This is a genomic window from Pseudomonas sp. C2B4 (assembly GCF_013359695.1).
Taxonomy (GTDB): Bacteria; Pseudomonadota; Gammaproteobacteria; order Pseudomonadales; family Pseudomonadaceae; genus Aquipseudomonas.
In genome coordinates, this window is record NZ_JABFMU010000015.1 from 87,947 (window position 1) to 112,265 (window position 24,319).

A 24,319-nucleotide genomic window follows, 5' to 3' on the forward strand; every position below is an offset into this window, starting at 1 on the left:
TGGCCCGGCATTGTCGGGCCAGGCGATCAAGCATCCAGTCGTCAGACACTGCGCCACCGGCGCGGTGCGAGGAAAACATTATGCAAAATCAGCTCTATATCGATGGCCGATTCGTGGATGCGGTCGCGGGTGGCACCATCGACGTCGTCTCGCCCCATGACGGCGCGTTGATCACCCGCATTGCCGCCGCCGAAGCCGCCGACGTCGACCTCGCGGTCGCCGCCGCCAAACGTGCATTCCCGGCCTGGTCTGCCCTCGGCGCCGCCGAACGTGGGCGCTTGTTGCTGAAGTTGGCGGACAAAATCGAGGAATGTGGCGAAGAACTGGCGCAACTCGAATCCCTCAACACCGGGCATCCGATTCGTGACTCCCGTGGCCTCGACGTTCCGCGCACCGCCGCCTGTTTCCGCTATTTCGGCGGCATGGCCGACAAGATCGAAGGGTCGGTGATTCCGGTCGACGCCGGGTTTCTCAATTACGTGCAGCGCAAGCCGATTGGCGTGGTGGGGCAGATTGTGCCCTGGAACTTTCCGCTGATGTTCACCAGCTGGAAAATGGGCCCGGCGCTGGCGGCCGGTAACACCATCGTGATCAAACCGTCGGAAATCACCCCGCTGACGACCTTGCGCATCGTCGAGCTGATGACCGAAGTCGGCTTCCCCAAAGGGGTGGTCAACGTGGTGCCGGGTTACGGCCATACTGCGGGCCAGGCGCTGGCCGAACACCTGGACGTGGGCAAGATTGCCTTTACCGGGTCCACGGCGACCGGCCGGCGGATTGTTGAAGCCTCGAAAAGCAATCTCAAGCGCATCCAGCTGGAACTGGGCGGCAAGGGCGCGAACATCGTGTTCGAGGACGCCAACCTGGACGCGGCGGTCAACGGCGCGGCCTGGGCGATCTTCCACAATCAGGGCCAAGCCTGCATCGCCGGCTCGCGGCTGATTCTGCACAAGGACATCGCGGACCAATTTCTTGAGCGTTTCATCGCATTGGCCAAGTCCATTCGCCTGGGCGATCCGATGGACCCCGAAACCGAAATGGGCCCGTTGACCTCGGCGCTGCACCGCGACCGCGTGCTGGCGTACATCGATATCGCCATCGAGCAGGGCGGCAAGGTCCTCGCTGGCGGCAAGTCGCCGGACGACAAGGCCCTGGCCAATGGTTTCTATGTCGAACCTACCGTGGTCGAGGCCAAGCCCGGTGATCGCGTCTGCCAGGAAGAAGTCTTCGGTCCCTTCGTCACCGTGGTGCGTTTCAGCACCGACGAAGAAGCCCTGGCCATTGCCAATGGCACCGAGTACGGATTGGGCAGTGGCCTGTGGACGCAGAACCTGGCCCGGGCGCACAAAATGGCCGACGCGATTCATGCCGGCATGTGCTGGATCAATTGCTACAAGCGTGTCAGCCCAGGCAGTCCGTTCGGCGGTGTCGGCCAATCGGGCTATGGCCGCGAGATGGGCTTCGAAGCGATCCACGACTACACCGAGGCCCGTTCGGTGTGGGTCAACGTTGACGCCAAGATCCCTCCACACTTCAAGCGCTGAGGCCTGCCATGAATCCCTTCATTTACCAAAGCCTGCCGACCCGCGTGGTGTTCGGCTGGGGCAAGCTCTCGGCGCTGGCTGAAGAGATCGAGCGGCTGGGTGCCCGGCGCGCGCTGATCCTCACCACGCCGGAACAACACGGGCTCGGTGAGCAGGTCGCGGCGTTGCTCGGCGATCGCGCGGCGGGTGTGTATTCGAAGGCGGTGATGCACGTTCCGCTGGAAGTGGCACAAGCGGCGCGGGTCGAAGCGGCACGGCTGGATGCCGATTGCTGCGTGGCCATCGGCGGTGGGTCGACCATCGGCCTGGGCAAGGCGATTGCCATGGATTCCGGGTTGCCGATCGTCGCGATACCGACGACTTACGCCGGCTCGGAGATGACGCCGATCTACGGGTTGACCGAAAACCGCCTGAAGAAAACCGGACGCGACCCCAGGGTTTTGCCAAAAACCGTGATCTACGACCCGCAATTGACCCTGAGCCTGCCAGCGCAGATCTCCGCCTGCTCGGGCATGAACGCCATGGCCCACGCCGTTGAAGCGCTGTACGCCCAGGACGCCAACCCGATCATCGGCTTCATGGCCGAAGAATCCATTCGCTCGCTGGCACAGGCGTTGCCGGGCGTGGTCAATGACCCCAACGATCAGCAGGCGCGCAGCCAGGCGTTGTATGGCGCCTGGCTGGCAGGCATTTGCCTGGGCTCGGTCGGCATGGCCTTGCACCACAAGCTCTGTCATACGCTGGGCGGGACCTTCAATCTGCCCCACGCCCAGGCGCATGCCATCGTTCTGCCGCACGCGGCGCATTACAACCGTGAAGCGGCGGCAGGCCCGTTGCAACGTGCCGCCCGCGCCCTGGGTGGCCGCGAGGCGAGAGAGGTGGGTGGCTTGCTGTACGCGCTGAACCAGAAGCTGGGTATTCCACTGGCCCTGGCGGACATCGGCCTGCCTGAAAACGGACCAGCCGAAGCGGCGAAAATTGCCTGCGCCAGTCCTTACTACAATCCACGGCCGTTTGAACAAGGCCCGATTGAAGCCTTGTTGACCCGCGCCCTGAAAGGCCTGGCGCCGGCCTGATCTTTTCCCCGTCGGAATAACAACAATGACCGATCAAGACAAAATCATCGAATCACTGATCTCCGAAAAAGCGGTGAACAGTTTCAATCATGCGCCCAACGCCCGTTATAAACAGATCATGCAAAGCCTGGTGCGCCATCTGCACGGGTTTGTCAGCGAGGTCGAACTGACCGAACAGGAATGGTTTGAAGGCATACGTTTCCTGACTGAAACCGGGCATAAATGCGATGGCCTGGTGCGCCAGGAATTCATCCTGCTCTCGGACACACTCGGCGTGTCGATGCTGGTCGATGCGATCAACCATCGGCACAGTGCAAACGCCACCGAAACGACCGTGTTCGGGCCGTTCTATATCGAAGGCATGCCTGAGCGCGAATTCGGTGAAAACATGGCGTTCACCCCGGGCGAAACGGCGCTGGTGCGCGGTCGGGTGGTCGACACCGGGGGCAATCCCCTGGCCGGCGCGGTGCTGGACATCTGGCAGACGGCTGAAAATGGCATGTATTCCGGTCAGGACACTGAACAGCCGTTCGGCAACCTGCGCGGTCGATATCGCACGGATGCCGACGGTTATTTCGCGATTCGCACCATTGTCCCGGTGTGCTACCCGATTCCCACCGACGGCCCGGTGGGGCGCATGCTCAACGCCGCCAATCGCCACCCGTGGCGGCCCGCGCACCTGCATTTCATGATCGATGTACCGGGGTATCGCAAACTCGTCACCCACTTGTTCAATCGCGATGATCCTTATCTGGAGTCCGATGCGGTATTCGGCGTCAAACAGTCGCTGCAGGTCATCTATGAAGACCGGGCGACCCACGATGATCTGTCCGAAAGGCTGGATATCCCGTTGCCGTTCAAACGGGCGTGTTACGAATTCGTCATGGAAACCGAGTGAACATGGGCCAGTTTTTTGCGGTATTTGCCACCGACCACCCGGATTCGCTGGCCTTGCGTCAACGCCTGCGGCCCAGTCATCAGAGCCATTTGCGTACGACCGGGACACACCGGGTCGTCGTGCGCTTCGGCGGTCCGACCCTCGATGACACCGGGGCGGCGATGAATGGCACGTTGCTGGTGATCGAGGCGGGCAGCCTGCCGGAGGTGGAAGCGTTCATTCAGGACGACCCTTATGTGCAGGCCGGGTTGTTTGCGACTATCCAGATCCGCCCCTGGCACTGGAGCCTCGGCAATCCGGAGATGCGCGGCTGATCATGACCACCCTGACGTTGTGCCAACGCGACGACATCGCTGACGGCGGCGCCCTGGGCCTGCCGCAACACCAACAACTGCATCCCGCCGGGCTGATTGCCGTGCGGCAAGGCGAGCAGGTGTGGGTCTACATCAATCGATGCCCGCACTTTTCGGTGCCGCTGGACTATCGCCCGCAGGAATTCTGCACCTATCGGGGCAAGGTCCTGATGTGCGCGCATCACAGTGCCATGTTTCGTTTCGAGGACGGGCATTGCATCGACGGCCCCTGCAAAGGCGCGCAACTGGAGGCGGTGCCTGTGCGCTGGGTCGAAAACAGCCTGGTCATGGAGGTGGTTGGGGAGGGGTGATCTACAATCTCTTGAGGGATGGAGCACTCCCGTCCGGAGGTCATCATGAAAAGGTTGTCACCCATCGGCCTGTGCATTGCATTGGCGGTTTTCAGCGCTCAGGGATGGGCCGAAACCGTGGTGCCGCTCAAAGGCCAGAATTCGCAACAGACCCAAGTGGACATCAACGATTGCCACAACATCGCCGCCAGTCAGGCATCTTCAACGTCGACGCCGTCCGGTGGACGGCTCAAGGGCGCCGCCGTGGGGGCGGCTGCCGGTGCGGCGGGCGCGCAAGTGCGTGGACGTCAGCATGACGAGTTTTATGATCGCGTCGATGACGACACCAAGCAGGATTATCGGCAGAACCGCGCCAAGGAGACCGCCGCGGCGGGGGCGGTGGTCGGTGGTTCACGTCAGCGTCAGGAACGACGGGCGCAAAACAAAACCAACGCCGCGAATACATCGACGGCCTATACCAGTTGTTTGCAGGGCAAGGGTTATCAGGTCAATCCCTGAGCCTGTCCCGGCCAGGAAAAATCCTGTGGGAGCGAGCCTGCTCGCGAAGGGGCCATCAGCTTCAGCATCGAAGTCGACTGACCCACCGCTTTCGCGAGCAGGCTCGCTCCCACAAGGATCGCGGCATCAGGCCTTGATAATGGTTTTCTGCCGCTGTTCGAGCAGGTGGACCATCAGGCAGGCATACAGCGTCACTGCGATAAACAGCCCCATGCGCACCGCGAATGCGGTGTAGACGTCCTTGCCCGCCTCGCTGTCCTGCACCGATTGCCCCAGCAGGATGATCAGGGTGATCAGGGTGTTCATCCAGAAACCGGGGCTCCAGCGGCCGGGGCTCAGGCCGTAGAGCTTGCGCGCCAGGATCAGGCCGAACAGCAGCATCCACAGGAAGTACATCCACAGGTGCACGAACAGGCTGAGTGCGCACCAGAACAGGATCGCCAACAGGCCGCCAAGCAGCGTCGATCCCAGCAGTTCGCGCCCGGCGCTGCGGGCCGAGGTGGTGGAACTCTGTTGTCCCAGGTTGACCGCCTTGAGCACGATGGGCAGGTAGCTGGCCGGGTCGATCAGCGCCAGCAGGAACGCCGGGATCACGATCAGGGTCGCGCGCAACGCTACCCGGTGTACTTCGTTTTCCGGCAAGGGCGGGGCGGCGGGTGGGGCAGGGGCATTGGCAGGTTCCGGGAACAACCCGTGACTGACCACGCCGACCATGACCGCCAACAGCAGCCCGGCGACCAGTGCCGTGATCACCGTCAGCGCCAGATCGAAGTCGGCAAATCCCGCTGACGAAATCATGGTCAGACCGATCACCAGCAAGGTGACGATCAGGTTATTGCCACCCCTCAAGCCAAATCCAAACACCGCGAACAGACAAAGCCCGATCAACAGCACGCCGCTGAACCCGAAGTAACGCAGCAGCGGAATCAGCAATAGGCCGATGCCAGTGGTCAGCATCGCGATCAATCCGAGGGCTATGGCGGCCTTGAACGACAAGGGACGGTTGAGGGAAATCAGCAACAGCGCGCACAACACCGGTGCCAGAAACGGAATCGGCAGCGCCAGGCCATAACTGGCGGCCAGGCACAGCGCGGTGCCGGTGGCCAGGCGTGCCGCGCGCTGGACCCTCGGCGAGCGCTCAGTAGGCATAGGAAAGCCAACTCATCAGCCCGAGGAAGATCCGCCCCAACGGGTTGAGCACATTGCCCTCGGAAGGAAAGGCCATCACCTCGGCCTGGCCGCCGGCGCGTATGGAGCGGTTGTCCTTGAGCATGGCCAGTGACTCGGCGGAAAACTCGATGATCACCGGGAAACGCTGGGCCGGTCGCAGCCAGTCGCGGCTGTTCTGCACCGTGGGCAAGGTGCCAGGGGCGGCCGGCTGGCCCACGCTGACCCCGTAGCCAAGACTGCGCACGCGGCCTTCGAATACTTCGCCGGGCAACGCATCGAGCACTACCGATACCGGCGTGCCGGTTTTGACCAGGCCGAGATTGTTCTCGGTCATGTCGGCACTGATCCATACGTCATGGATCGCGATCAGGGTCATGACCGGATTACCGGCTGCGGCGAACTGGCCGACATCGGTGCGTAAGTCGGTGATCAGCCCGGCCGAGCGCGCACGGACCTGGGTATTGGACAGGTCCAGCTCGGCCTTCGACAAGGCCGTGGCGGCGCTGCGCAGTTTGGCGTTGTCATCCTCGCTGCCGCCTTCCGTTTCACGGGCGCGCTGCACTTCGGCCCGGGCCGCGGCAACCTTGCTCACGGCGGCTTCGTGGTTGGCCCGGGACACTTCCAGCAGGCGCACGGAGATGGTGCCCGGGTCTTCGCGGTACAAGCCTTCCAGCCGCTGATTGTCCTGGCGAGCCTTGAGTTCGTTGGCCTGTGCCGCCCGCAGGTTGGCCTGCGCCGACGCGATGCCGGCGGTGCTGGCCCCGATCTGCCGACGGGTGGATTCAAGATCGGCGCGGGCCCGGTCGACGGCGATCTGATAGGGCTGCGGATCGATCTCGAAGATCACTTCCCCGGCCTTGACGTCCTGGTTGTTGCGCACATTGACGCGGATCACCCGGCCGGCGACTTCCGCCGCCACCGGAATCACGAAGGCGCCGACCCGCGCCTGCTGCGTGTAGGGCGTGAACCGATCCGCCAGCAGGTACCAGGCCAGACTCAGGACGATCAGCAGCAACACCCATTTCACGCCGCTTTTTGTTGGATCGGCGGGAGGCGGCGGGGCGTCAGAGGAGAGAGGCGCGGCGTCAGTCATGGTGGCTTACCGGGTTGGGAAAGGAGGCAGCAGGTTGGGGCTCGGACAGCAGGTCGCCCCAGTCGGTGCGTTGTTCCATTTGCCGGCGCGTGGCCGGGTCGACTTTGGCCTGGGCGCTGTACCAGCCACCGCCAAGGGCCCTGTACAGAGCGATCACGTTACTCACCGCGTCACCCCGACTGACCAGGTAGCTGTCCTGGGTGTCGAGCAGGGCGCGCTGGGCATCCAGCACCCGTTGAAAGTCCGAGTAACCCTCGCGATACAGCGCGTTGGCCAGCTCCAGCGAGCGCTTCGCCGCGCCTTCGGCCTCACGCAGGATGCGTTCGCGCTGCAAGGCCTGGGTCAGGCCGTTGGCGGCATCGTCCGCCTCGCGGGCGGCCTGGCGTACCTTGTCGCGATAGGCCTCGATCAGCTGTTGCAAGCGCGCATCCTGCACCCGCACGTTGTTGCTGATGCGGCCGTAATCGAACACGTTCCAGCGCAGGCTCGGGCCGCCGATCAGGTCGAGGCTGCGGGAGCTGCCGCTCAAGGTATCGGTGGACCAGACAATGCTGCCGAGCAGACTCAGCGACGGGTAGAAATCGGTTTCGGCGACGCCCACCAGCGCCGACTGCGCGGCGACATTCAACTCGGCGGCGCGCACGTCGGGACGGCGCAGCAGCAGTTGGGCCGGCACATCCTGCAGCACGGCGCGATCCACCAGCGGGATCAATCCCTTGTTTTCGACCACCAACGGCAGTTCGCCCGGCGGTTGGCCGATCAGTACCGCCAGGGCATTGCGCAAGCGCACCAGCTGATCTTGCAGGAGGGGGATGCTGCTCAGGGTGCCGAGGTATTGGGTCTTGGCTTGTTGCAGGTCGAGTTCGGCGGTCTGTCCGCTCTTGAACAGTTTTTCGGTGATCTCGTAATTGCGTTCCTGCTGGCGGGCGTTTTCCTCGGCCACCCGCAGACGGGCCTGGGTCGTGCGCAGCGAAAAATAGCTGTCGGCAACCTGCGCGCGGAGCAGGACCAGGGCGTCGTCATAGTTGGCCTCAGCGGCGAAATAGGCAGCGTCAGACGCCTCGATGGCACGGCTGAAGCGGCCCCAGAAATCCAGTTCCCAGCCCACATCGAACCCGGCGCTGTGCTGCCAGAATCGGCTGTCTATCGGGTTGCGCCCGCCGGATTGATCGCGATGCACGTACACACTGTCGGCACTCAACTGTTGCAGTTGCGGGTAGCGGCCGCTTTCGGCGATGCCCAATTGCGCGCGTGCCTCCATGACCCGCAGACCCACAATTTTCAGGCTGGAGTTGTTCGCATCGGCTTCGGCGATCAATCGGTCCAGGGTCGGATCGGCAAAAATCTCCCACCACTGGCGTATATCCGGTTGCAGCGCCCGCTGGCTGGCGTGGTCGAGGTTCGGCGTATTCCAGTGATCGACCCAGGGCTCGCCGGGCGACTGGAAGTCCGGCCCCAACCGTACGCAGCCGCCAAGGACAAGCACGGCAAACAGCAGCAATGGGCGGGTGGCTGGAGGCATTGCGCGTTTCCGACCGAGGAATATCACAGCAGCATAGACGCCAGGAGGATGGGTGGTACGCAATCCCTTGTTGTAGGAGCGAGCCTGTGTGGCGAGGGGATTTATCCCCGTTCGGCTGCGCAGCAGTCGCAAACCCGTTGGATGCGTTTTATCCGAGACACTGCAGGCGCTTGATTTAGGGCCGCTTCGCGACCCACGGGGATAAATCCCCTCGCCACACCAATGTTTTAAAAACGACCTGTTTGCGCTGAACGCGAACCTTTGTCAGTTTTCTGTTGAACGAGTGTTCAGCTTGGACTATGTTCGTTTCACCTTCTTTCCCGGCTGGTTGCGGGCTTGCGTTTCTTCATTTTGAACGAGGCACTGGCATGCGGTTTTCACCCTTTGTTGAGCGGATATCGGGCCAGGGCGTTGCCGCCTGGGATATTCACTACGCGGCGTTTGAAGCACGGCGTCGGGGCGAGGATGTGATCATTCTCAGCGTCGGCGACCCGGATTTCCCCACCCCTGATTTCATCACCGATGCCGCCATCCACGCGCTGCGCGAAGGGGATACCCACTACACCGAAGTTGCCGGTCGCCCGGCTTTGCGCGAGGCCATCGCCGCACGCTACGGCAAACTGTTGGGCCGCGAGCTGCAAGCCGACAACGTGATTGCCGTGGCCGGGGCGCAGAACGCCTTGTTCGCCACCTCGTTGTGCCTGCTGACGGCCGGTGACGAGGTGATCGCCCTTGATCCTATGTACGTGACGTACGAGGCGACGCTCAAGGCTTCCGGTGCGACGCTGGTCAGGGTGCCGTGCTCGGCGGACGATGATTTCCGTCTTGACGCAGCAGTGCTGGCGAAGGCCATCACCCCACGAACCCGGGCAATCTTCCTGTCCAACCCGAACAACCCCACCGGCGTGATGCTCAATCGCGAAGAGCTGCAAGCCATTGCTGAACTCGCCATCGCCCATGACCTGTGGGTGGTGGTCGACGAAGTCTATGAAAGCCTGGCGTTCGAACGCGACCACCTGAGCATGGCCGCCTTGCCGGGCATGGCCGAGCGTTGCGTGGTGATCGGCAGCCTGTCGAAATCCCATGCCATGACCGGCTGGCGTATCGGCTGGATCGTGGCCAACCCGGCCCTGGTCGCCCATGTCGAAACCCTGGCGTTGAGCATGCTCTACGGCTTGCCGGGGTTTGCCATGGAAGCCGCGCTCAAGGCCGTTCAGGCCCACGACGAAGTCACCCACGGTATGCGCGACATCTATCGACGCCGTCGCGATCTGGTCGTGGCGGGGTTGGCGGATTGCCCGGGGATCAGCGTACTCACGCCCGATGCCGGCATGTTCGTGCTGGTGGATGTGCGCGCCACCGGCCTGACGTCACTGGAATTCGCCTGGCGCCTGTTGCGAGAGGCGAGGGTGTCGGTGCTCGACGCGGCGGCCTTTGGCGAGCCGGCGCAGGGTTTTGTGCGCTTGTCCTTCACCCTGGGTGAAGAGCGACTGACCGAAGCCTGCCAGCGTATCCGCGATTTTGTCCTGGTGCTCAAGGGTGAGGCGCCGCGACCGGTCATCAGCCGTGTGACCTGCGAAGCGAAGCCCGAACCCGTCGCGGCCCGGACCATGATCGAAGTCGAGCAACTGCACAAACGCTTCGGCAATATCGAAGTGCTCAAGGGCGTGTCCCTGACGGCCCGCGAAGGCGAAGTCATCTCGCTGATCGGCGCCAGCGGCTCGGGCAAAAGCACCTTGCTGCGCTGCATCAACATGCTCGAAGTGCCGGATCAGGGGCGCATTCTGGTGGATGGCGAAAGCATTCACCTGAACCACACCCGCCCCGGCGCGCCACTGGTGTCAGACGCCAAACAGTTGGTACGCATCCGTTCCAGCCTGGGCATGGTGTTCCAGAACTTCAATCTCTGGCCCCATCGCACGGTGCTGGAAAACCTCATCGAAGCGCCGACCCAGGTCCTGCGCGAGAGCAAGGCAGAGGCCACCGAACGGGCCGAAGCCTTGCTCGAACGCGTCGGGCTGGCGGCCAAGCGCAACGAATACCCGGCGTTTCTCTCCGGGGGACAGCAACAGCGGGTGGCCATCGCCCGGGCCCTGGCCATGCGGCCCAAGGTCATGCTGTTCGATGAACCCACCTCGGCACTCGACCCGGAACTGGTCGGGGAAGTGCTGCGGGTGATCCGCTCGCTCGCCGAAGAAGGCCGGACCATGATCCTGGTGACCCATGAGATGGCCTTCGCACGCGATGTTTCTTCCAAGGTCGCCTTTCTGCATCAGGGGCTGATCGAGGAAACCGGTTCGCCGGACGAAGTGTTCGTACACCCACGCAGCGAGCGTTGCCGACAGTTCGTCAACGCTCATCAGACTCGCTAAAAACAACAAAAGACGGGGCAAAAATCATGGGAAATCGACGTTTGGCAACCTGGATCACCGGCGTGGCCGCTGTAATGCTGGCTGGCATGAGCGCGGCGCAAGCCCAACCGATCCGCTTCGCGGTCGCCGCTGAACCCTATCCGCCGTACACCGAGAAACAGGCCAACGGTGAATGGAAGGGCTTCGAAGTGGACCTGATCCACAAGCTGTGCAGTGAAATGAAAGCCGAGTGCGAGATCAAGGAAGTGGCCTGGGACGGGATCATCCCGTCGCTGCTGGCCAAGAAGATCGACGTGATTTTCTCCTCGATGTCGGTCACCGAAGAGCGGGAAAAACAGATCGCCTTCAGCAAGGCCTACTACGACTCGGTCGTGGCCATTGTCGGGCCGAAGGGCACCACCGTGAGCAAGTACCCGGATGACCTAAAGGGCAAGACCATCGGCGTGCAGAACTCCACCGTAAGTGCCAGTTACCTGAAGACCTACTACGAAAAAATCGCCGACGTTAAGTACTACGACACCCAGGACTCGGCGAACGCCGACCTGATTGCCGGGCGCATCGACCTGATGATGGCCGACGGCACCGCGATGGTGGCCTTCGCCAAGACCCCGGATGCCGTCAACAGCAACCTGCAATACCTCGGTGCCGTGCCTTACGACCCGATCTTCGGCAAAGGCGTGGGCGCAGGCCTGCGCAAGGACGACACGGAACTCAAGGCCAAGCTCGACAAAGCCATCCAGGAACTGTTGGCGAGCAAGGACTATGACGACCTGTCCCAGAGCTACTTCGGTACCAGCGTGAAGCCGGCGTTCTGACAGCAGGAACACCCCGAATCCCTTGTGGGAGCGAGCCTGCTCGCGAAAGCGGTGGGTCAGCTTGCATCGACGTTTGATGTTCGGACGCCTTCGCGAGCAGGCTCGCTCCCACAGGGATCGCCAGCGATAACTGGAGACTGAAATGCCAGCAATGTTCGATTTGATCAATTTCAGCGAACAAGGATGGGGGGCGGCGCTGCTCAAGGGGCTCTGGATGACCCTGCAGATATCGGCCGGGGCCTTTGTGCTCGGGCTGGCCATCGGCCTGGTGGTGGCGTGCGTCAAGTTGGGCGCGCCGAAACCGATTGCGGCCCTGGCCCGTGGCTACACCACGCTGTTCCGCGCGGTGCCGGAGTTGTTGCTGATCCTGTTGTTGTATTACGTCGGTTCCATGCTGCTCAACTCGCTGATGACCTCGCTCGGCTTTGGCGTGGCGAATGTCAGCGGTCCGCTGGCGGCTATCGTGGTGTTGGGCCTGGTGCAGGGCGCCTACGCGTCGGAGATTTTTCGCGCGGCGATCCAGGCGATTCCCTTTGGCCAGATCGAAGCGGCCAAGGCCTTCGGCTTGCACGGCTTTGGCCTGTTCCGCCGCGTGACGCTGCCGATCATGGCGCCGTATGCGATGGCCGGGATGGCCAACCTGTGGATCAACCTGATCAAGGACAGCGCGCTGATCAGCGTGGTTGGCACCAACGAGCTGCTCTACACCGCCAAACAAGGCGCGGGTTCGACACGTCACTACCTGTTGTTCTACCTCACGGCCGCCGCGCTGTATTACGCGGTGACGCTGGTGTCCAACTATTTGTCGGGGCGTTTGGAACGACGCATTCGTCGCTGGATGCCTCTTGTTGACTAAACCGGCTGAGTAAATGAAATGATTCCAGCGTGGACCCTAGAATACGGCTCGTTGTTGCTCCGAGGGCTGCAAACGACCATTGCCATCCTGTTGATTTCCAGTGTGCTGGGTTTCGTACTGGCGGTACTGGTCGCCCTGGCGCGGATCTCGAAAAACAAAGTGATCGCCAAGGTCAGCCTGTTCTATACCAGCGTGACACGCGGCACACCGCTGCTGATCCAGATCTACATCTTCTACTACGGCCTGGGCAGCCTGTTTGCGCAGTTTCCGCTGATACGCGGCAGTTTTCTCTGGCCGTATTTGCGCGATGGCTACTGGTACATCGTCTTCGCGTTGGTGGTTTCGGTCGGCGCCTATGTCGGCGAAGTGATTCGCGGCGGCCTGCTGGCCGTGCCCAAGGGCGAAATGGAAGCCGCTTCGGCCTTTGGCATGACGCCGCGCCAGGCGTTGTTGCGGGTACGTTTGCCCCGAGCGTTGCGCCTGCTGTTGCCGACCCTGGCCGGGGAAACCGTGATGTTGCTCAAATCCACGGCGCTGGCCTCGACCATTGCGGTCATCGACCTGCTGGGCGCGGCCAACGTGGTGCGGGCGCAGACCCTGCAAGTCTATGAACCCTTGTTGCTGGTAGCCGGGGTCTACGTCTGCCTGACGTTCCTGATCGAAGCGTTGTTCGCGCTTGCCGAACGCCGCGGAACGCCGGTGCGCAGGTCCGCATGATGAACAAGCCCGTGGTTGATCGCACCTTGCAGGGCATTGGCCTGTGCACCCTGGGCTACGCGTTCCTGTCGTTGCAGGACGCGGGCATCAAGTGGCTGGTGGACGATTATTCGGTGTTCACCATCCTGTTCTGGCGTGCGCTCGTGGTGGTGGTTGCGGTGGTGCTCGCGGGGCGCACGCAGTTGATCCAGCGCGCCTGGCGCTCGCCGAGCCGCCGTTTGCTGGTGGTGCGCGGCTTGCTGTCGATTGCCGCGTGGCTGCTGTACTACACGGCGGCCCGGGACCTGACACTGGCGGAAATGACCACCCTGTATTTCTCGGCACCGATCATGGTCACGGTGCTGGCGACGGCCATTCTCAAGGAGCGCGTCACCGGTTGGCAGTGGTTTGCCCTGATCCTCGGCTTTATCGGCGTGGTGATCGCCTGTCGCCCCACCCACATGACAGAGCCCTTGCCGATTGTCCTGACGTTGCTGGCGGCAATGTTCTGGGCGTTTACCTACATCCAGCTGCGCCAGGTGGATGACCAGACCTCGGTGCTGGAACAGATGCTGATCACCAATGTGGTGTTTGTCATCTGCATGGCCGTGGCGTTGCCCTGGACCCACACACCGACACCGATGCCCGCCTGGTTGGGCATGCTCGGTGCGGGCCTGATGGGCGGTGCGGGGCAGTTCCTGTTGTTCGCCAGCTTCCGGCGCGCCACGGCGACGGTGTTGGCGCCGTTCGAATACACCGGGCTGATCTGGGCGTTCCTGTTGTCGAGCCTGATCTGGGGCACGCTGATGGATGTGTCGTTGACGATCGGTGCGGGTTTGATCGCGGTCAGCGGCACCCTGGCGATGATCTTTGGCCGGCATCCCTCACAGGACGTCGTCGGTGCCGAATGCTCCGTGTCGCAGTCCCTTTATCCAGCAGCGGCAGATATGGAGGCCGTTGGCCGGGCTGAAGGTCTCGGGGTTCAGGCACCACTCGATCCAGAGCCCGTCGAGCATCGCCGATAAACCGATGGCGGCGAGGCGGGTGTCGTGAATCGCGAACCCTTCGCTGGCCGCCAGGTCATCGAGCAGCTGGCGCAGCAGATCGAGATAGGCCCCGTAGCTTTTTTCGTGGGACTGGCTGACGTGTTCGGAGTGACGGATCAGGCTCCAGAACACCACCCAGGCCCCCAGCAGCTTCGGGTCCATGACCCGGGGTGAAAAAGAACCGACCAGGAAAGCATCCATTTTTTCGGCCGGGGTGCCGGCCTGGCGGATTTCATGGAGCAGGGCGGTGGTGAGTTCGCTGGCGAGCTTCTGGTAGGTGTCGGCGATCAGCGCATCGATGCTGCCGAAATGGTGATTGAGCAGGCCGACGGACACCCCGGCCTCGGTGGCGATGCGCCTGACGGAAATCCCGGCGTGCCCATCGCGGACCAGGCAGCGCAGGGTGGCGGCCACCAGCAATTCGCGGCGCTCGTCGGGTTCGGTGCGGCGGTTTTTCAAGGGAGTGGTCACAGGAGAGTCCTTGGGTGCGGTTCCACGTTGGCGAGCTTAGTTGAACGTGTGTTCAATCTCCAGTCTTGGCAGCGAGGTAATGATCTTCACTTAAGGCGCAGTGCACACCAAGTTGTGGCGAGGGGATTTATCCCCGTTGGGCTGCGAAGCGGCCCCCTGCGCCCGTTCAAACAAACATAGTTGTCTGACTTTACGACTGATTCGCAGCCGAACGGGGATAAATCCCCTCGCCACAGACAGTCATTAAGGGAGGGTAGGTGCATGGTCCAGGATGTTTCGTTCAACGTTCGCAACAATAACGGCGATGCGGTACAGGTCGGTGCCTGGCGCTTTGAAGGCGACGGCCACGGGCCAACGGTGCATTTGCAGGCCGGGGTGCACGCCGATGAAATCGCCGGGATGCTCGTCCTGCACCTGTTGATGCAGCGTCTTGAGATGGCCGAGTCCGCGGGTCGGCTCAAGGGCAACGTGACCGTGGTTCCGCAGGCCAATCCCCTGGGTATCGGGCAGTTTCGTCAGGGACGGATTCTGGGGCGTTATCACGATGCGACCGGACACAACTTCAACCGCGGCTTCGACCAGTCGGCGGCGATGGAACGACCTTCAACCGTTGTCCAGCAATGGCAACAACAACTGGTGCAACTGGCGGCATCGGCAGACGTCATGCTCGATCTGCACACCGATGATGAAGCCTTGCCCTACCTCTACGTTCACCGCAGCTTCTGGCCCCGGGGCCGCGAGCTGGCGGCCGCCATGAAAATGGACGTGGCGATCATCTGGGATGACGGCGACGATGGCTCCTTCGAGGAAACCATCATCGCGCCGTGGCTGCGTGACGGTACGACCGACCAACGCATGGCCGCGACCCTGGAGCTGCGCGGGCAGGGCGACGTCAACGATCGATTCGCCCGGCAGGATGCCGAGGGACTCTATGCCTGGCTGTGTGCCTATGGCGTCATCGATGAAGCGGTAACGCCCTTCGACTGGACCGTGGAGTCCGTGGAAATGGGCCATATGGAGACCATTCTCGCGCCGCAGCCCGGGGTGCTGATCTTTGAAAAGGAACTGGGCGATGTCGTCGAAGAAGGCCAGCGCTTTGCGCGCATCCTGCGCCGACCGGGCGACCCGTCTTCGGAAGTGGTGTTGCATGCCGAGCAAACCGGCCGCCTGGTCACGCGCTATCGGGATCGCCTGATCTCCCAGGGCATGGGGGTGGCGAAGTTCACGGGCAGTCGTTTGTCGCGCAACTGGAGTGGTGGGTTGCTGGACCCGAACTAGGTCGTGAATCTAAAGAAACTACCTAGCGAACTGCGGCATTTACCGTGATGGAGGGTGATCGTCCGAATACCTCACCGCAACACGCTGCCCTAGGCTACCGGCTACACAGTCCAAGGTCGGGGTACGTCATGCGGTTGTTTGAGTTGATCACCTTTACGGTACGGGTGCGCACCGTCGCACAAGCACTGGCGTGCATTGAAACGGCACTGGCCGATCCGGAGGTGGGCGGGACCCTGATGGGGTGCTGGGCCTCGGAGATCGGCCAGTTGAACCAGATCGCCGTGCTGCGCGGATTTGCCGATGAAAGTTCTCGGCAGGCCGAGCGCGAGCGCTTTTTGCTGGATGGCACGGCGTTCGGTATCAACGCGTTCATCACCGATCTGCGGATCGAAAACTACAGCCTGTTTCCATTCCTCAAGCCCTTGAGCGCCGGCAAGCACGGGGCGTTTTATGAAATGCGCGTGTACGACCTGATCAGTTCCGGGTTGCAACCGACACTCGATGGCTGGGCCAAGGCGATAGAGCCACGCACCGCGGAGCAGTACTCGCCGGTGTACGCGGCGCTCTATGCCACCGATGGCGCGTTGCCGCGCTACCTGCACATCTGGCCGTGGACAACGTTGGAGCAGCGCTTGCAAGTACGGACCCAGGCTGTGGCGGACGGCGTCTGGCCACCGGAAAACTCCGGCCCGCAACTGCGCGACATGCGTTCGACGATTTACTTGCCGGCCGTGTTTTCGCCGTTGCAATAACCGATGCCCGCAACCCTCCTGTAGGAGCGAGCGCTGCTCGCGAAAAACCTGAGGGCGCCGCTGGGCATCGGGTATACGCGTAATCGCTCACGACCCTCTCTATAGGGGATCATCAGTTTTTACCGACCCGCAGAATTTCCCCCACCAGCCAGTCCAGCGCCGGGTCCTGTCCGCGCTGTGCCAGGTACACCAGGTCCAGCTCGAAGGCTTCCAGCGCAAACGGCAAATCATGCAGTTGCAACGGCAACATCGTCGCGAAGTTGCGCGCCAGTTGGGTCGGCAACACCACGCAAAGATCGGATGCCGCCACCAGATGCGCCGCCTGCAAATAGTTCGGTGTGGTGTAGACGATTTGCCGCGACAACCCTTGCTCGCCCAGCCATTGATCGACCATGCCGCGTGTCTGGCCGCCGTGCACCCACAAATGGCGCAGGCGCAGGAAGGTGTCCAGGTCCAGCGTGCCCGTGACCAGCGGATGGTCCTGGCGCAGGGCGATTTGCAACGTTTCGCTGCGCCAGTGGTGGCGTGCGAAACGCGCGGGGATTTCGTCGAAACGACCCAGCACCATGTCAAGTTGTCCACGGTCCAGGGCATCAATCGGCAGGCTGGGTGCCAGTGGGGCGATGTCCAGGCGCAGGTTGGGCGCGAAGTCCTGTAACCGCCGCAGCAGGCTCGGCATGCAGATCTGTTCAACGAAGTCGGTCATCGCAATGCGGAACGTCTGGCGACTTGAGCGCGGGTCGAAGCTGTCGTCGACCTTGAGGGTCTGTTCGATCTGTTGCAGCGCCGAGCGAATCGGGCCTTCCAGCGCGAGGGCCTTGGGCGTCGGTTGCATGCGACGGCCGATGCGCACCAGCAGCGGGTCATCGAGCAACTCGCGCAGGCGCGCCAGCGCGTTGCTCACGGTGGGCTGGCTCAGGGCCAGGCGCTCGGCGGCGCGGGAGACGTTCTGTTCGCGCAGCAACACGTCGAGGATGCGCAGCAGGTTGAGATCGAAGTTGGTTGTATTCATTTCGCAAATATCACGCATATGAAAATGAAATTTCTCAAATAGTAGGCAGCTGCTTAGGGTGTCGGCAATCCTTCTTTTCAGTTTGGGAGCGTGGGTGTGAGCAACGAATTCGACATCAAACAGGCGGCGGTCGTAGGCGCCGGGACCATGGGCCGGGGCATCGTCATCAGCCTGGCCAGTGCCGGCATTGAAGTGTTGTGGCTGGACGCCAATGCGCAAATGGTCACGGCGGGCCTGAAAATGGCGGCCGAGACCTGGGCCCATCAGGTGGTCAAGGGACGCATCAGCGAAGAGCAAGCCGAGCAGAACCTGGCCCGCATCCAGGCGGTGGACAGTTACGCGGCGCTGGCTGACGTCGATCTGGTGATCGAGGCGGTGTACGAGAATCTTGAGCTGAAACAGGAAATCTTTCGCCTCCTGGACGGTACCCTCAAGCCCGGCGCGATCCTGGCCAGTAACACCTCGGCGCTGGATATCGACGCCATTGCCGCTGTCACCCGGCGCCCTGAACAGGTCGTGGGCCTGCATTTCTTCAGCCCGGCGCACATCATGAAGCTGCTGGAGATCGTCCGGGGCGCGCAGACCTCACCCGCTGTGCTGGCGCAGGCCACGCTGTTGGGCCAACGACTGGGCAAGGTGGCGGTGGTGGCCGGCAACTGCCGTGGCTTTATCGGCAACCGCATGCTCAAGACCTACGCCGACGAGGCTCGCAAAATGCTCCTTGAGGGCGCGCAGCCGCAGCAGGTGGATGGCGCACTGCAAGCCTTCGGTTTCGCCATGGGACCGTTTCGCATGTACGACGTGGTGGGTGTCGACCTGGAATGGCGTGCTCGTCAACTGGCCGGGCAGGGCATGGACAGTCCGCTCGTGCAGGTCGACAACGCCCTGTGCGACCTTGAGCGCTTCGGCCAGAAGGCCGGTCGCGGCTATTACCGATACGCCGAAGGCAGTCGCGAGGCCGGGCATGACCCCGAGGTCGATGCGCTGATCGAACGCATCGCCAGCAATCTGGGCTATCACCGCCGGGCAATCGATGACCGGGAAATTGTCGAGCGCAGCCTGCTGGCTCTGGTCAACGAAGGGGCGAAGATCCTTGAAGAAAACATCGCCGCCAGCAGCCATGACATCGATCTGGTGTACCTCAACGGTTATGGTTTCCCGGCCGCCGTGGGCGGGCCGATGAGCTGGGCCGATGCCCAGGGCCTGGCCTCGATTCGACAGCGTCTGGAAGACTTGCAGCAAAAACTCGGCGAACACTGGAAACCGGCGGCGCTGATTGCCGAACGCGTGGCGGCGGGCAAAGGGTTTGCCGATGTGGAGGGCCGGGCATGAACTATCAGGCGCCTTTGCGCGATATGCGTTTTGTCCTGCACGAACTGTTCGACGTGACCGGGCATTGTCAGCAATTGGACAACGGCCTGGATCGCGACACCATTGACGGTGTACTGGAAGAAGCCGCACGGTTTTGCACCGAAGTCGTGGCACCGCTCAACCGCAACAGCGACGAGCAGGGCTGTCAGTTGCAGGATGGACAAGTGACCACCCCGGAGGGCTTCCCCGAGGCGTATAAGCTGTTCGTCGAACAAGGCTGGGCCAGCATGACCGGGCCAGTGGAGTTCGGTGGCCAGGGCTTGCCGCAAATGGTTTCGGCGAGCTTCCACGAAATGCTGATGAGCGCCTCATTGTCGTTCCGCGTCTACTCCGGATTGACCGAAGGCACGGTCGTGGCCCTCAATCGCCACGGTAGCGCCGAACTCAAGGAGCGCTATCTGGCGCGCCTGGTCAGCGGCGAGTGGACCGGCACCATGTGCCTCACCGAGCCCCAGGCGGGGACCGACCTGGCGCTGCTGCGCACCCGCGCCCAGCCCCAGGCTGATGGCAGCTACCGGCTCAACGGCAGCAAGATCTTCATCAGCGGCGGCGAGCAGGATCTGAGTGACAACATCATTCATCTGGTGCTGGCCCGACTCCCCGACGCACCGCCCGGTGTCAAAGGCATCAGCCTGTTCCTGGTGCCCAAGCGGCTGCTCGACGCCGATGGCGCGCCAGGCGAACGCAACGCCCTGAGCTGCGGCGCGCTGGAGCACAAAATGGGCATCAAGGGCGCCTCCACCTGTGTGATGAACTTTGATGGCGCCACCGGTTGGCTGGTCGGTCAGCCGAACCAGGGCCTGGCCTGCATGTTCACCATGATGAACGACGCACGTTTCCAGGTCGGGCTGCAGGGCCTGGGCATCGCCGAAGCCGCGTTCCAGGGCGGCCTGGCGTATGCCCGCGAGCGCTTGCAGTCACGGGCGATCACAGGTCCCGTGGCACCGGATAAACCGGCCGATCCGATCATCGTCCACCCGGACGTGCGGCGCATGCTGTTGATCCAGAAAACCCTCAGCGAAGGCTGTCGCATGCTCGCGGCGTATGGTGCCCGGCAACTGGATCTGGAGCACGGTGGCAGCGATGCGACCGGGCGTGAAGCGGCGACCCGTCGCGCCGCCTTCCTGATTCCGATCATCAAGGCGTTTTTCACCGATTGCGGTCAGGAAGTGGCCAGCCTTGGCGTGCAGTTATACGGCGGCCACGGTTTCATCCGCGAGTGGGGCATGGAGCAGTTGATGCGCGACAGCCGTATCACTCAGCTCTATGAAGGCACCAATGGTATCCAGGCCCTGGACCTGATCCGCCGCAAGCTGCTGGGTGATGGCGGTCGCGAGCTCAACGCACTGATCGACGAACTGGCCGCTCAGGTCAATCAGTCAACGGCTCAGCCGCAGATGGCCGAGCGGGTCGGGCAGCGCCTGGAAGAATGGCGAGCGCTGGGTCAGTCGGTGCTCGCAGCCTGCCACCGCGATCCCGAGGAAATCGGTGCAGTGTCGGTGGATTTCCTCGCCTACTCGGCCTATGTCGTGTTGGCCGCGTTGTGGTTGCAAGCGGCGGTGCGCGCCAGTGAAGCGCTGGCGGCGGGCACCGGGGAAGCAGCGTTCTACCAGGCCAAGCTGCAATCGGCGGAGTTCTACCTGCGCCGGGTGTTGCCACGGGCCACTGCTCATCGCGAGGCCTTGCTGGCCGGTGCCGGTTGCCTGATGGCGCTGCCTGAGACCGATTTCGCGTTCTGAACCCCGCGCCCATCCACCCAATCGATTCAATAAACCGCGCTGCCGATGCCTTGGCGATCGGCAGCGCGGTTTGCTTTCATGAAGGGACACCTGCCATGGATACATTCCTGCGCGAAGATTTTCGCCATTTCCAGTCGATCACCACGCGCTGGCACGACAACGACCTCTATGGCCACGTCAACAACGTCGTCTACTACAGCTACTTCGACAGTGCAGTGAACACTTACTTGATCGAATCCGGTGGCCTGGATATCCATCAGGGCAATGTGATCGCCTACGTGGTCAGCTCCAGCTGTGACTATTTTGCCTCGATTGCCTTTCCCGAGCCGATCGAGGTGGGGCTAGCGGTGAGCAAGTTGGGTAACAGTTCGGTGCATTACTCACTGGGCATCTTCAAGGCCGGGGAGCCGCAGGCCTGTGCGGCCGGGCGCTTTGTGCATGTGTTCGTCGAGCGGGCCAGTCACCGCCCGGTGCCGATTCCCCAAGCGCTGCGGGCGGCTCTGAGCGAATTGCTCTGCTGACCGGGAAAGCGGCTGCTTGACATACAAACGCTCCACCCATAGCCCTCCACCCCAAAAAAGGGTGGGTGCATTCGGACGTGCCGACCACCCATTCAAGGGAGGGTCATGCACGACCTTCTTTGGATAAGCTCCGAATACCCCAACCCCTTTACGGGCAATCGGGTGGACAGCGTTCAGAGAGGTGCAACGGGTGTATCGCAAACTATTTTCGGTGACAGGCAAGCCGCGCAAGCTCGATGGCGGCGCGCTGTTTGGTACGACGCCTCGCAGCGCCTGGGTCGAGTGGCTGAGCCCCGATTACGACAATGAAGTCGAGTTGGCGTCCCGTGCGCTGCTGGTTCAGCAGAACGGACTGAATATTCTGGTAATGGCCGGCACCGATGCGCTGTTGGCGCCCTTGGCGCGTACCTGTCGCTGCCAGCGTCCGGCGGTTGGCCTGCTCGATAGCCTCGCCCGTCTGGGAGTGGAAGAAGGGCAGATCCACGCCGTGGTGCTCACCCATCTGCATGCGATGCTCGCGGCGGACGTGCGACGGGCCATCAGTGACGGCGACACGCCCCGACTGTTGTTCCCGTCGGCGCGTTACCTGGTCGGGCGCCAGCACTGGACGCGCGCCAGCCATCCCCACCCGCGCGACAGGGCGCTGTTTGTGCCGCAGGTCATCAACCAATTGCAAGGCAGCGGGCGTCTGCATCTGCTGGACGGCGTCACCAGCGACTGGCTGGGTGAAGGCTGGCGATTTCATGTCAGCGATGGCTATACCCCGGGGCAGTTGCTGCCGGAAATCGAGATGCCGGGTGGCCCGATCATCTTTGCCGGGGACCTGGTCCCCGCCAGGCAGTGGCTCACCCTCGATCTGACGACGGCTTTCGATCGCAACCCGGAAGGCCTGATCGATGAAAAGGAACGCCTGCTCGACCACCTGGTTGCCCAAGGTGGGCGGCTGTTCCTGGCCCGCGACCCCGGCGTTGCGATGATCAAGATCGCCCGCGACAAGCAACACCGTTATCAACCCTTCGATCATCACGCCGCACTGCATCGGCTGGACAGTTGAAACAACCTGCTCAATAGGAGCCCTCAAATGAAAGTAATGGCTGCGGTAAAACGCGTGGTCGACTACAACGTCAAAGTCCGCGTCAAGGCGGATGGTTCCGGCGTCGACCTCGCCAACGTGAAAATGGCGATGAACCCTTTCTGCGAAATCGCCGTCGAGGAAGCCGTTCGCCTCAAGGAGCAAGGCATTGCCACTGAGGTTGTGGTGGTCTCAGTGGGCTCGTCCGGTGCACAGGAGCAACTGCGTACCGCCCTGGCACTGGGTGCCGACCGCGCCATCCTCGTCGAATCAGCTGACGATCTGGGCTCCCTGGCGGTTGCCAAGTTGCTCAAGGCGGTGGTGGACAAGGAACAGCCGCAACTGGTGATCCTGGGCAAACAAGCCATCGACAGCGACAACAATCAGACCGGGCAGATGCTCGCGGCATTGAGCGGCTACGGTCAGGGCACGTTCGCGTCCAACGTCGACATCAGCGGCGACAGCGTTGCCGTGACCCGGGAAGTCGACGGCGGTGCCCAGACCGTTTCCCTGAAACTGCCGGCCATCGTCACCACCGACCTGCGTTTGAACGAGCCGCGCTACGCGTCGCTGCCCAACATCATGAAAGCCAAGAAGAAGCCGCTGGAAACCGTCACCCCGGATGCACTGGGCGTTTCCATCGCGTCCACCAACAAAACCGTGAAAGTCGAAGCACCGGCTGCACGCAGCGCGGGGATCAAGGTCAAGTCGGTGGCTGAACTGGTCGAGAAACTGAAAAACGAAGCGAAGGTGATCTGATGACTATTTTGGTAATCGCTGAGCACGACAACAAAACAGTGGCAGGGGCGACACTGAACACTGTGGCCGCTGCCGGCAAGATCGGCGGTGACATTCACCTGCTGGTTGTTGGAGCCGACGTGGGGGCCGTGGCTGAAGCTGCCGCACAGATCACTGGCGTGGCCAAGGTGCTGGTCGCCGACAACGCAGCCTACGCCCATCAACTCCCCGAGAACGTCGCCCCGTTGGTAGCGAGCCTGGTGATCGAACAGCACTCGATCTACAACCACGTCCTGGCCCCGGCCACGTCCAACGGCAAAAACCTTCTGCCACGGGTGGCGGCGCAACTGGACGTTGATCAGATTTCCGAGATCATCTCGGTCGAAAGCGCCGATACCTTCAAGCGGCCGATCTACGCCGGCAATGCCATCGCCACCGTGCAATCGAATGCAGCGGTGAAAGTGATCACGGTGCGGGCCACCGGTTTCGACCCGGTTGCCGCTGTCGGGGGCTCGGCCAGCGTTGAACGCGTGGACACTGTTTACGACACGGGCACTTCCCGTTTCGTGGCTGAAGAACTGGCCAAGTCCGACCGTCCCGAACTGACCGCCGCCAAGATCATCGTGTCCGGTGGCCGTGGCATGCAGAACGGCGACAACTTCAAGCACCTGTATGCCCTGGCCGACAAGCTCGGTGCGGGTGTTGGCGCTTCGCGGGCGGCGGTTGACGCCGGTTTTGTCGCCAATGACATGCAAGTGGGGCAGACCGGCAAGATCGTCGCGCCACAGTTGTACATCGCTGTCGGCATCTCCGGGGCAATCCAGCATCTGGCGGGGATGAAAGACTCCAAGGTGATCGTGGCGATCAACAAGGACGAAGAGGCGCCGATTTTCCAGGTGGCGGATTATGGGTTGGTGGGGGATTTGTTTGAGGCTGTGCCGGAGCTAGAGCGGTTAGTCTGATTTTGAATGGTGTGAATATCCATTTTTTGAGTGATGGCTGCTGGCGGCTCCGCCCTTACGGCGGGTCACTTGGAAGAGCCCCAAGTAACCAAGGGCTCTTGCCCCTGTCGTTCGGTGCCTCGCTGTGGCTCGGCATGCCCTCGCTCCGGTCCT

Annotated in this window: 23 protein-coding genes and 1 pseudogene; 19 read left to right on the top strand and 5 right to left on the bottom strand. The window is 62.4% G+C overall.

Annotated features, from left to right (window positions below; genetic code table 11):
• Nucleotides 1-80: 80 nt before the first annotated feature.
• The 6 genes from HNQ83_RS12810 to HNQ83_RS12835 are packed head-to-tail and all read left to right on the top strand — an operon-like array spanning nucleotide 81 to nucleotide 4,680.
• Complete coding sequence (locus HNQ83_RS12810; RefSeq protein WP_175389298.1) at nucleotides 81-1,544, top strand: aldehyde dehydrogenase family protein; 1,464 nt, start codon at nucleotides 81-83, stop codon at nucleotides 1,542-1,544.
• Nucleotides 1,545-1,552: 8 nt separating this feature from the next.
• Nucleotides 1,553-2,620 (top strand): maleylacetate reductase, encoded by a 1,068-nt coding sequence (locus HNQ83_RS12815; RefSeq protein ID WP_175389299.1) that lies wholly within the window; start codon nucleotides 1,553-1,555, stop codon nucleotides 2,618-2,620.
• 25 nt (nucleotides 2,621-2,645) lie between these two features.
• Entirely contained in the window at nucleotides 2,646-3,518 is an 873-nt protein-coding gene (locus HNQ83_RS12820; RefSeq protein ID WP_175389300.1) for an intradiol ring-cleavage dioxygenase, read from the top strand.
• A gap of 2 nt (nucleotides 3,519-3,520) precedes the next feature.
• On the top strand, nucleotides 3,521-3,832 hold the full coding sequence (locus HNQ83_RS12825; protein ID WP_175389301.1) for a YciI family protein: 312 nt from the start codon (nucleotides 3,521-3,523) through the stop codon (nucleotides 3,830-3,832).
• Between the two features lie 2 nt (nucleotides 3,833-3,834).
• Complete coding sequence (locus tag HNQ83_RS12830) at nucleotides 3,835-4,182, top strand: Rieske (2Fe-2S) protein (protein ID WP_175389302.1); 348 nt, start codon at nucleotides 3,835-3,837, stop codon at nucleotides 4,180-4,182.
• A 45-nt stretch (nucleotides 4,183-4,227) separates the two neighbouring features.
• A complete protein-coding gene (locus HNQ83_RS12835) occupies nucleotides 4,228-4,680 on the top strand; it encodes a YMGG-like glycine zipper-containing protein (RefSeq protein WP_175389303.1) in 453 nt (150 codons plus the stop codon).
• 126 nt (nucleotides 4,681-4,806) lie between these two features.
• On the opposite strand, the gene HNQ83_RS12840 is transcribed toward HNQ83_RS12835, so the two are convergent.
• From HNQ83_RS12840 to HNQ83_RS12850, 3 genes are read right to left on the bottom strand one after another with little or no spacing between them, the layout of a single operon-like run.
• Nucleotides 4,807-5,829, bottom strand: coding sequence for a DUF2955 domain-containing protein (locus HNQ83_RS12840; protein WP_175389304.1), 1,023 nt, complete (start codon nucleotides 5,827-5,829; stop codon nucleotides 4,807-4,809).
• A complete protein-coding gene (locus tag HNQ83_RS12845; RefSeq protein ID WP_175389305.1) occupies nucleotides 5,819-6,943 on the bottom strand; it encodes an HlyD family secretion protein in 1,125 nt (374 codons plus the stop codon). The genes HNQ83_RS12840 and HNQ83_RS12845 overlap by 11 nt, the downstream gene beginning before the upstream one ends.
• The gene (locus HNQ83_RS12850; RefSeq protein WP_175389306.1) at nucleotides 6,936-8,465 is read right to left on the bottom strand and encodes a TolC family protein; all 1,530 of its coding nucleotides are present in this window, start codon (nucleotides 8,463-8,465) and stop codon (nucleotides 6,936-6,938) included. The genes HNQ83_RS12845 and HNQ83_RS12850 overlap by 8 nt, the downstream gene beginning before the upstream one ends.
• A 368-nt stretch (nucleotides 8,466-8,833) precedes the next feature.
• Here HNQ83_RS12850 and HNQ83_RS31450 point away from each other — a divergent pair, with 368 nt between their 5' ends.
• From HNQ83_RS31450 to HNQ83_RS31180, 5 genes are all read left to right on the top strand, one after another.
• Entirely contained in the window at nucleotides 8,834-10,837 is a 2,004-nt protein-coding gene (locus HNQ83_RS31450) for an aminotransferase class I/II-fold pyridoxal phosphate-dependent enzyme (RefSeq protein ID WP_175389307.1), read from the top strand.
• A gap of 26 nt (nucleotides 10,838-10,863) precedes the next feature.
• Nucleotides 10,864-11,652 carry a transporter substrate-binding domain-containing protein gene (locus HNQ83_RS12860; protein WP_175389308.1) on the top strand — a complete coding sequence of 263 codons (789 nt, stop codon included), beginning with the start codon at nucleotides 10,864-10,866 and terminating at the stop codon, nucleotides 11,650-11,652.
• 142 nt (nucleotides 11,653-11,794) lie between these two features.
• The gene (locus HNQ83_RS12865) at nucleotides 11,795-12,508 is read left to right on the top strand and encodes an ABC transporter permease (protein ID WP_175389309.1); all 714 of its coding nucleotides are present in this window, start codon (nucleotides 11,795-11,797) and stop codon (nucleotides 12,506-12,508) included.
• A gap of 18 nt (nucleotides 12,509-12,526) precedes the next feature.
• Nucleotides 12,527-13,225 (top strand): ABC transporter permease, encoded by a 699-nt coding sequence (locus HNQ83_RS12870; protein ID WP_175389310.1) that lies wholly within the window; start codon nucleotides 12,527-12,529, stop codon nucleotides 13,223-13,225.
• Nucleotides 13,225-14,229 (top strand): DMT family transporter, encoded by a 1,005-nt coding sequence (locus HNQ83_RS31180; RefSeq protein ID WP_256668966.1) that lies wholly within the window; start codon nucleotides 13,225-13,227, stop codon nucleotides 14,227-14,229. The genes HNQ83_RS12870 and HNQ83_RS31180 overlap by 1 nt, the downstream gene beginning before the upstream one ends.
• Here HNQ83_RS31180 and HNQ83_RS12875 read toward each other — a convergent pair.
• Nucleotides 14,185-14,721, bottom strand: a pseudogene (locus HNQ83_RS12875) (TetR/AcrR family transcriptional regulator); the annotation flags it as partial. The gene HNQ83_RS31180 and the pseudogene HNQ83_RS12875 sit on opposite strands and share 45 nt — an antisense overlap.
• A gap of 261 nt (nucleotides 14,722-14,982) precedes the next feature.
• Here HNQ83_RS12875 and HNQ83_RS12880 point away from each other — a divergent pair.
• Both HNQ83_RS12880 and HNQ83_RS12885 read left to right on the top strand, forming a co-directional pair.
• Entirely contained in the window at nucleotides 14,983-15,999 is a 1,017-nt protein-coding gene (locus HNQ83_RS12880; RefSeq protein ID WP_175389312.1) for a succinylglutamate desuccinylase/aspartoacylase family protein, read from the top strand.
• 128 nt (nucleotides 16,000-16,127) lie between these two features.
• Nucleotides 16,128-16,751, top strand: a complete 624-nt coding sequence (locus HNQ83_RS12885) for an NIPSNAP family protein (protein WP_175389313.1) — start codon at nucleotides 16,128-16,130, stop codon at nucleotides 16,749-16,751.
• Between the two features lie 112 nt (nucleotides 16,752-16,863).
• Here the strand turns inward: HNQ83_RS12885 and HNQ83_RS12890 are convergent, their stop codons facing one another.
• Nucleotides 16,864-17,781 carry a LysR family transcriptional regulator gene (locus tag HNQ83_RS12890; protein WP_372241897.1) on the bottom strand — a complete coding sequence of 306 codons (918 nt, stop codon included), beginning with the start codon at nucleotides 17,779-17,781 and terminating at the stop codon, nucleotides 16,864-16,866.
• Nucleotides 17,782-17,859: 78 nt separating this feature from the next.
• Here HNQ83_RS12890 and HNQ83_RS12895 point away from each other — a divergent pair, with 78 nt between their 5' ends.
• From HNQ83_RS12895 to HNQ83_RS12920, 6 genes are all read left to right on the top strand, one after another.
• Nucleotides 17,860-19,095, top strand: a complete 1,236-nt coding sequence (locus HNQ83_RS12895) for a 3-hydroxyacyl-CoA dehydrogenase NAD-binding domain-containing protein (protein WP_175389315.1) — start codon at nucleotides 17,860-17,862, stop codon at nucleotides 19,093-19,095.
• Complete coding sequence (locus HNQ83_RS12900; RefSeq protein WP_175389316.1) at nucleotides 19,092-20,873, top strand: acyl-CoA dehydrogenase C-terminal domain-containing protein; 1,782 nt, start codon at nucleotides 19,092-19,094, stop codon at nucleotides 20,871-20,873. Before HNQ83_RS12895 ends, HNQ83_RS12900 begins: the two co-directional genes overlap by 4 nt.
• A gap of 95 nt (nucleotides 20,874-20,968) precedes the next feature.
• The gene (locus HNQ83_RS12905) at nucleotides 20,969-21,394 is read left to right on the top strand and encodes a thioesterase family protein (protein ID WP_175389317.1); all 426 of its coding nucleotides are present in this window, start codon (nucleotides 20,969-20,971) and stop codon (nucleotides 21,392-21,394) included.
• 190 nt (nucleotides 21,395-21,584) lie between these two features.
• The gene (locus HNQ83_RS12910) at nucleotides 21,585-22,448 is read left to right on the top strand and encodes an MBL fold metallo-hydrolase (protein WP_175389318.1); all 864 of its coding nucleotides are present in this window, start codon (nucleotides 21,585-21,587) and stop codon (nucleotides 22,446-22,448) included.
• A gap of 27 nt (nucleotides 22,449-22,475) precedes the next feature.
• A complete protein-coding gene (locus HNQ83_RS12915; RefSeq protein ID WP_175389319.1) occupies nucleotides 22,476-23,225 on the top strand; it encodes an electron transfer flavoprotein subunit beta/FixA family protein in 750 nt (249 codons plus the stop codon).
• A complete protein-coding gene (locus HNQ83_RS12920; RefSeq protein WP_175389320.1) occupies nucleotides 23,225-24,166 on the top strand; it encodes an electron transfer flavoprotein subunit alpha/FixB family protein in 942 nt (313 codons plus the stop codon). The genes HNQ83_RS12915 and HNQ83_RS12920 overlap by 1 nt, the downstream gene beginning before the upstream one ends.
• Nucleotides 24,167-24,319 lie beyond the last annotated feature (153 nt).

What these genes read in the sequence shown, in the direction of transcription:
- HNQ83_RS12825 (WP_175389301.1), top strand. Translation starts at nt 3,521, where the DNA reads ATGGGCCAGTTTTTTGCGGTATTTGCCACCGACCACCCGGATTCGCTG.
- HNQ83_RS12870 (WP_175389310.1), top strand. Translation starts at nt 12,527, where the DNA reads ATGATTCCAGCGTGGACCCTAGAATACGGCTCGTTGTTGCTCCGAGGG.
- HNQ83_RS12880 (WP_175389312.1), top strand. Translation starts at nt 14,983, where the DNA reads ATGGTCCAGGATGTTTCGTTCAACGTTCGCAACAATAACGGCGATGCG.
- HNQ83_RS12860 (WP_175389308.1), top strand. Translation starts at nt 10,864, where the DNA reads ATGGGAAATCGACGTTTGGCAACCTGGATCACCGGCGTGGCCGCTGTA.
- HNQ83_RS31180 (WP_256668966.1), top strand. Translation starts at nt 13,225, where the DNA reads ATGAACAAGCCCGTGGTTGATCGCACCTTGCAGGGCATTGGCCTGTGC.
- HNQ83_RS12810 (WP_175389298.1), top strand. Translation starts at nt 81, where the DNA reads ATGCAAAATCAGCTCTATATCGATGGCCGATTCGTGGATGCGGTCGCG.
- HNQ83_RS12840 (WP_175389304.1), bottom strand. Translation starts at nt 5,829, where the DNA reads ATGCCTACTGAGCGCTCGCCGAGGGTCCAGCGCGCGGCACGCCTGGCC.
- HNQ83_RS12905 (WP_175389317.1), top strand. Translation starts at nt 20,969, where the DNA reads ATGGATACATTCCTGCGCGAAGATTTTCGCCATTTCCAGTCGATCACC.
- HNQ83_RS12850 (WP_175389306.1), bottom strand. Translation starts at nt 8,465, where the DNA reads ATGCCTCCAGCCACCCGCCCATTGCTGCTGTTTGCCGTGCTTGTCCTT.
- HNQ83_RS12865 (WP_175389309.1), top strand. Translation starts at nt 11,795, where the DNA reads ATGCCAGCAATGTTCGATTTGATCAATTTCAGCGAACAAGGATGGGGG.
- HNQ83_RS12815 (WP_175389299.1), top strand. Translation starts at nt 1,553, where the DNA reads ATGAATCCCTTCATTTACCAAAGCCTGCCGACCCGCGTGGTGTTCGGC.
- HNQ83_RS12845 (WP_175389305.1), bottom strand. Translation starts at nt 6,943, where the DNA reads ATGACTGACGCCGCGCCTCTCTCCTCTGACGCCCCGCCGCCTCCCGCC.
- HNQ83_RS12885 (WP_175389313.1), top strand. Translation starts at nt 16,128, where the DNA reads ATGCGGTTGTTTGAGTTGATCACCTTTACGGTACGGGTGCGCACCGTC.
- HNQ83_RS12900 (WP_175389316.1), top strand. Translation starts at nt 19,092, where the DNA reads ATGAACTATCAGGCGCCTTTGCGCGATATGCGTTTTGTCCTGCACGAA.
- HNQ83_RS12835 (WP_175389303.1), top strand. Translation starts at nt 4,228, where the DNA reads ATGAAAAGGTTGTCACCCATCGGCCTGTGCATTGCATTGGCGGTTTTC.
- HNQ83_RS12920 (WP_175389320.1), top strand. Translation starts at nt 23,225, where the DNA reads ATGACTATTTTGGTAATCGCTGAGCACGACAACAAAACAGTGGCAGGG.
- HNQ83_RS31450 (WP_175389307.1), top strand. Translation starts at nt 8,834, where the DNA reads ATGCGGTTTTCACCCTTTGTTGAGCGGATATCGGGCCAGGGCGTTGCC.
- HNQ83_RS12820 (WP_175389300.1), top strand. Translation starts at nt 2,646, where the DNA reads ATGACCGATCAAGACAAAATCATCGAATCACTGATCTCCGAAAAAGCG.
- HNQ83_RS12830 (WP_175389302.1), top strand. Translation starts at nt 3,835, where the DNA reads ATGACCACCCTGACGTTGTGCCAACGCGACGACATCGCTGACGGCGGC.
- HNQ83_RS12915 (WP_175389319.1), top strand. Translation starts at nt 22,476, where the DNA reads ATGAAAGTAATGGCTGCGGTAAAACGCGTGGTCGACTACAACGTCAAA.
- HNQ83_RS12890 (WP_372241897.1), bottom strand. Translation starts at nt 17,781, where the DNA reads ATGCGTGATATTTGCGAAATGAATACAACCAACTTCGATCTCAACCTG.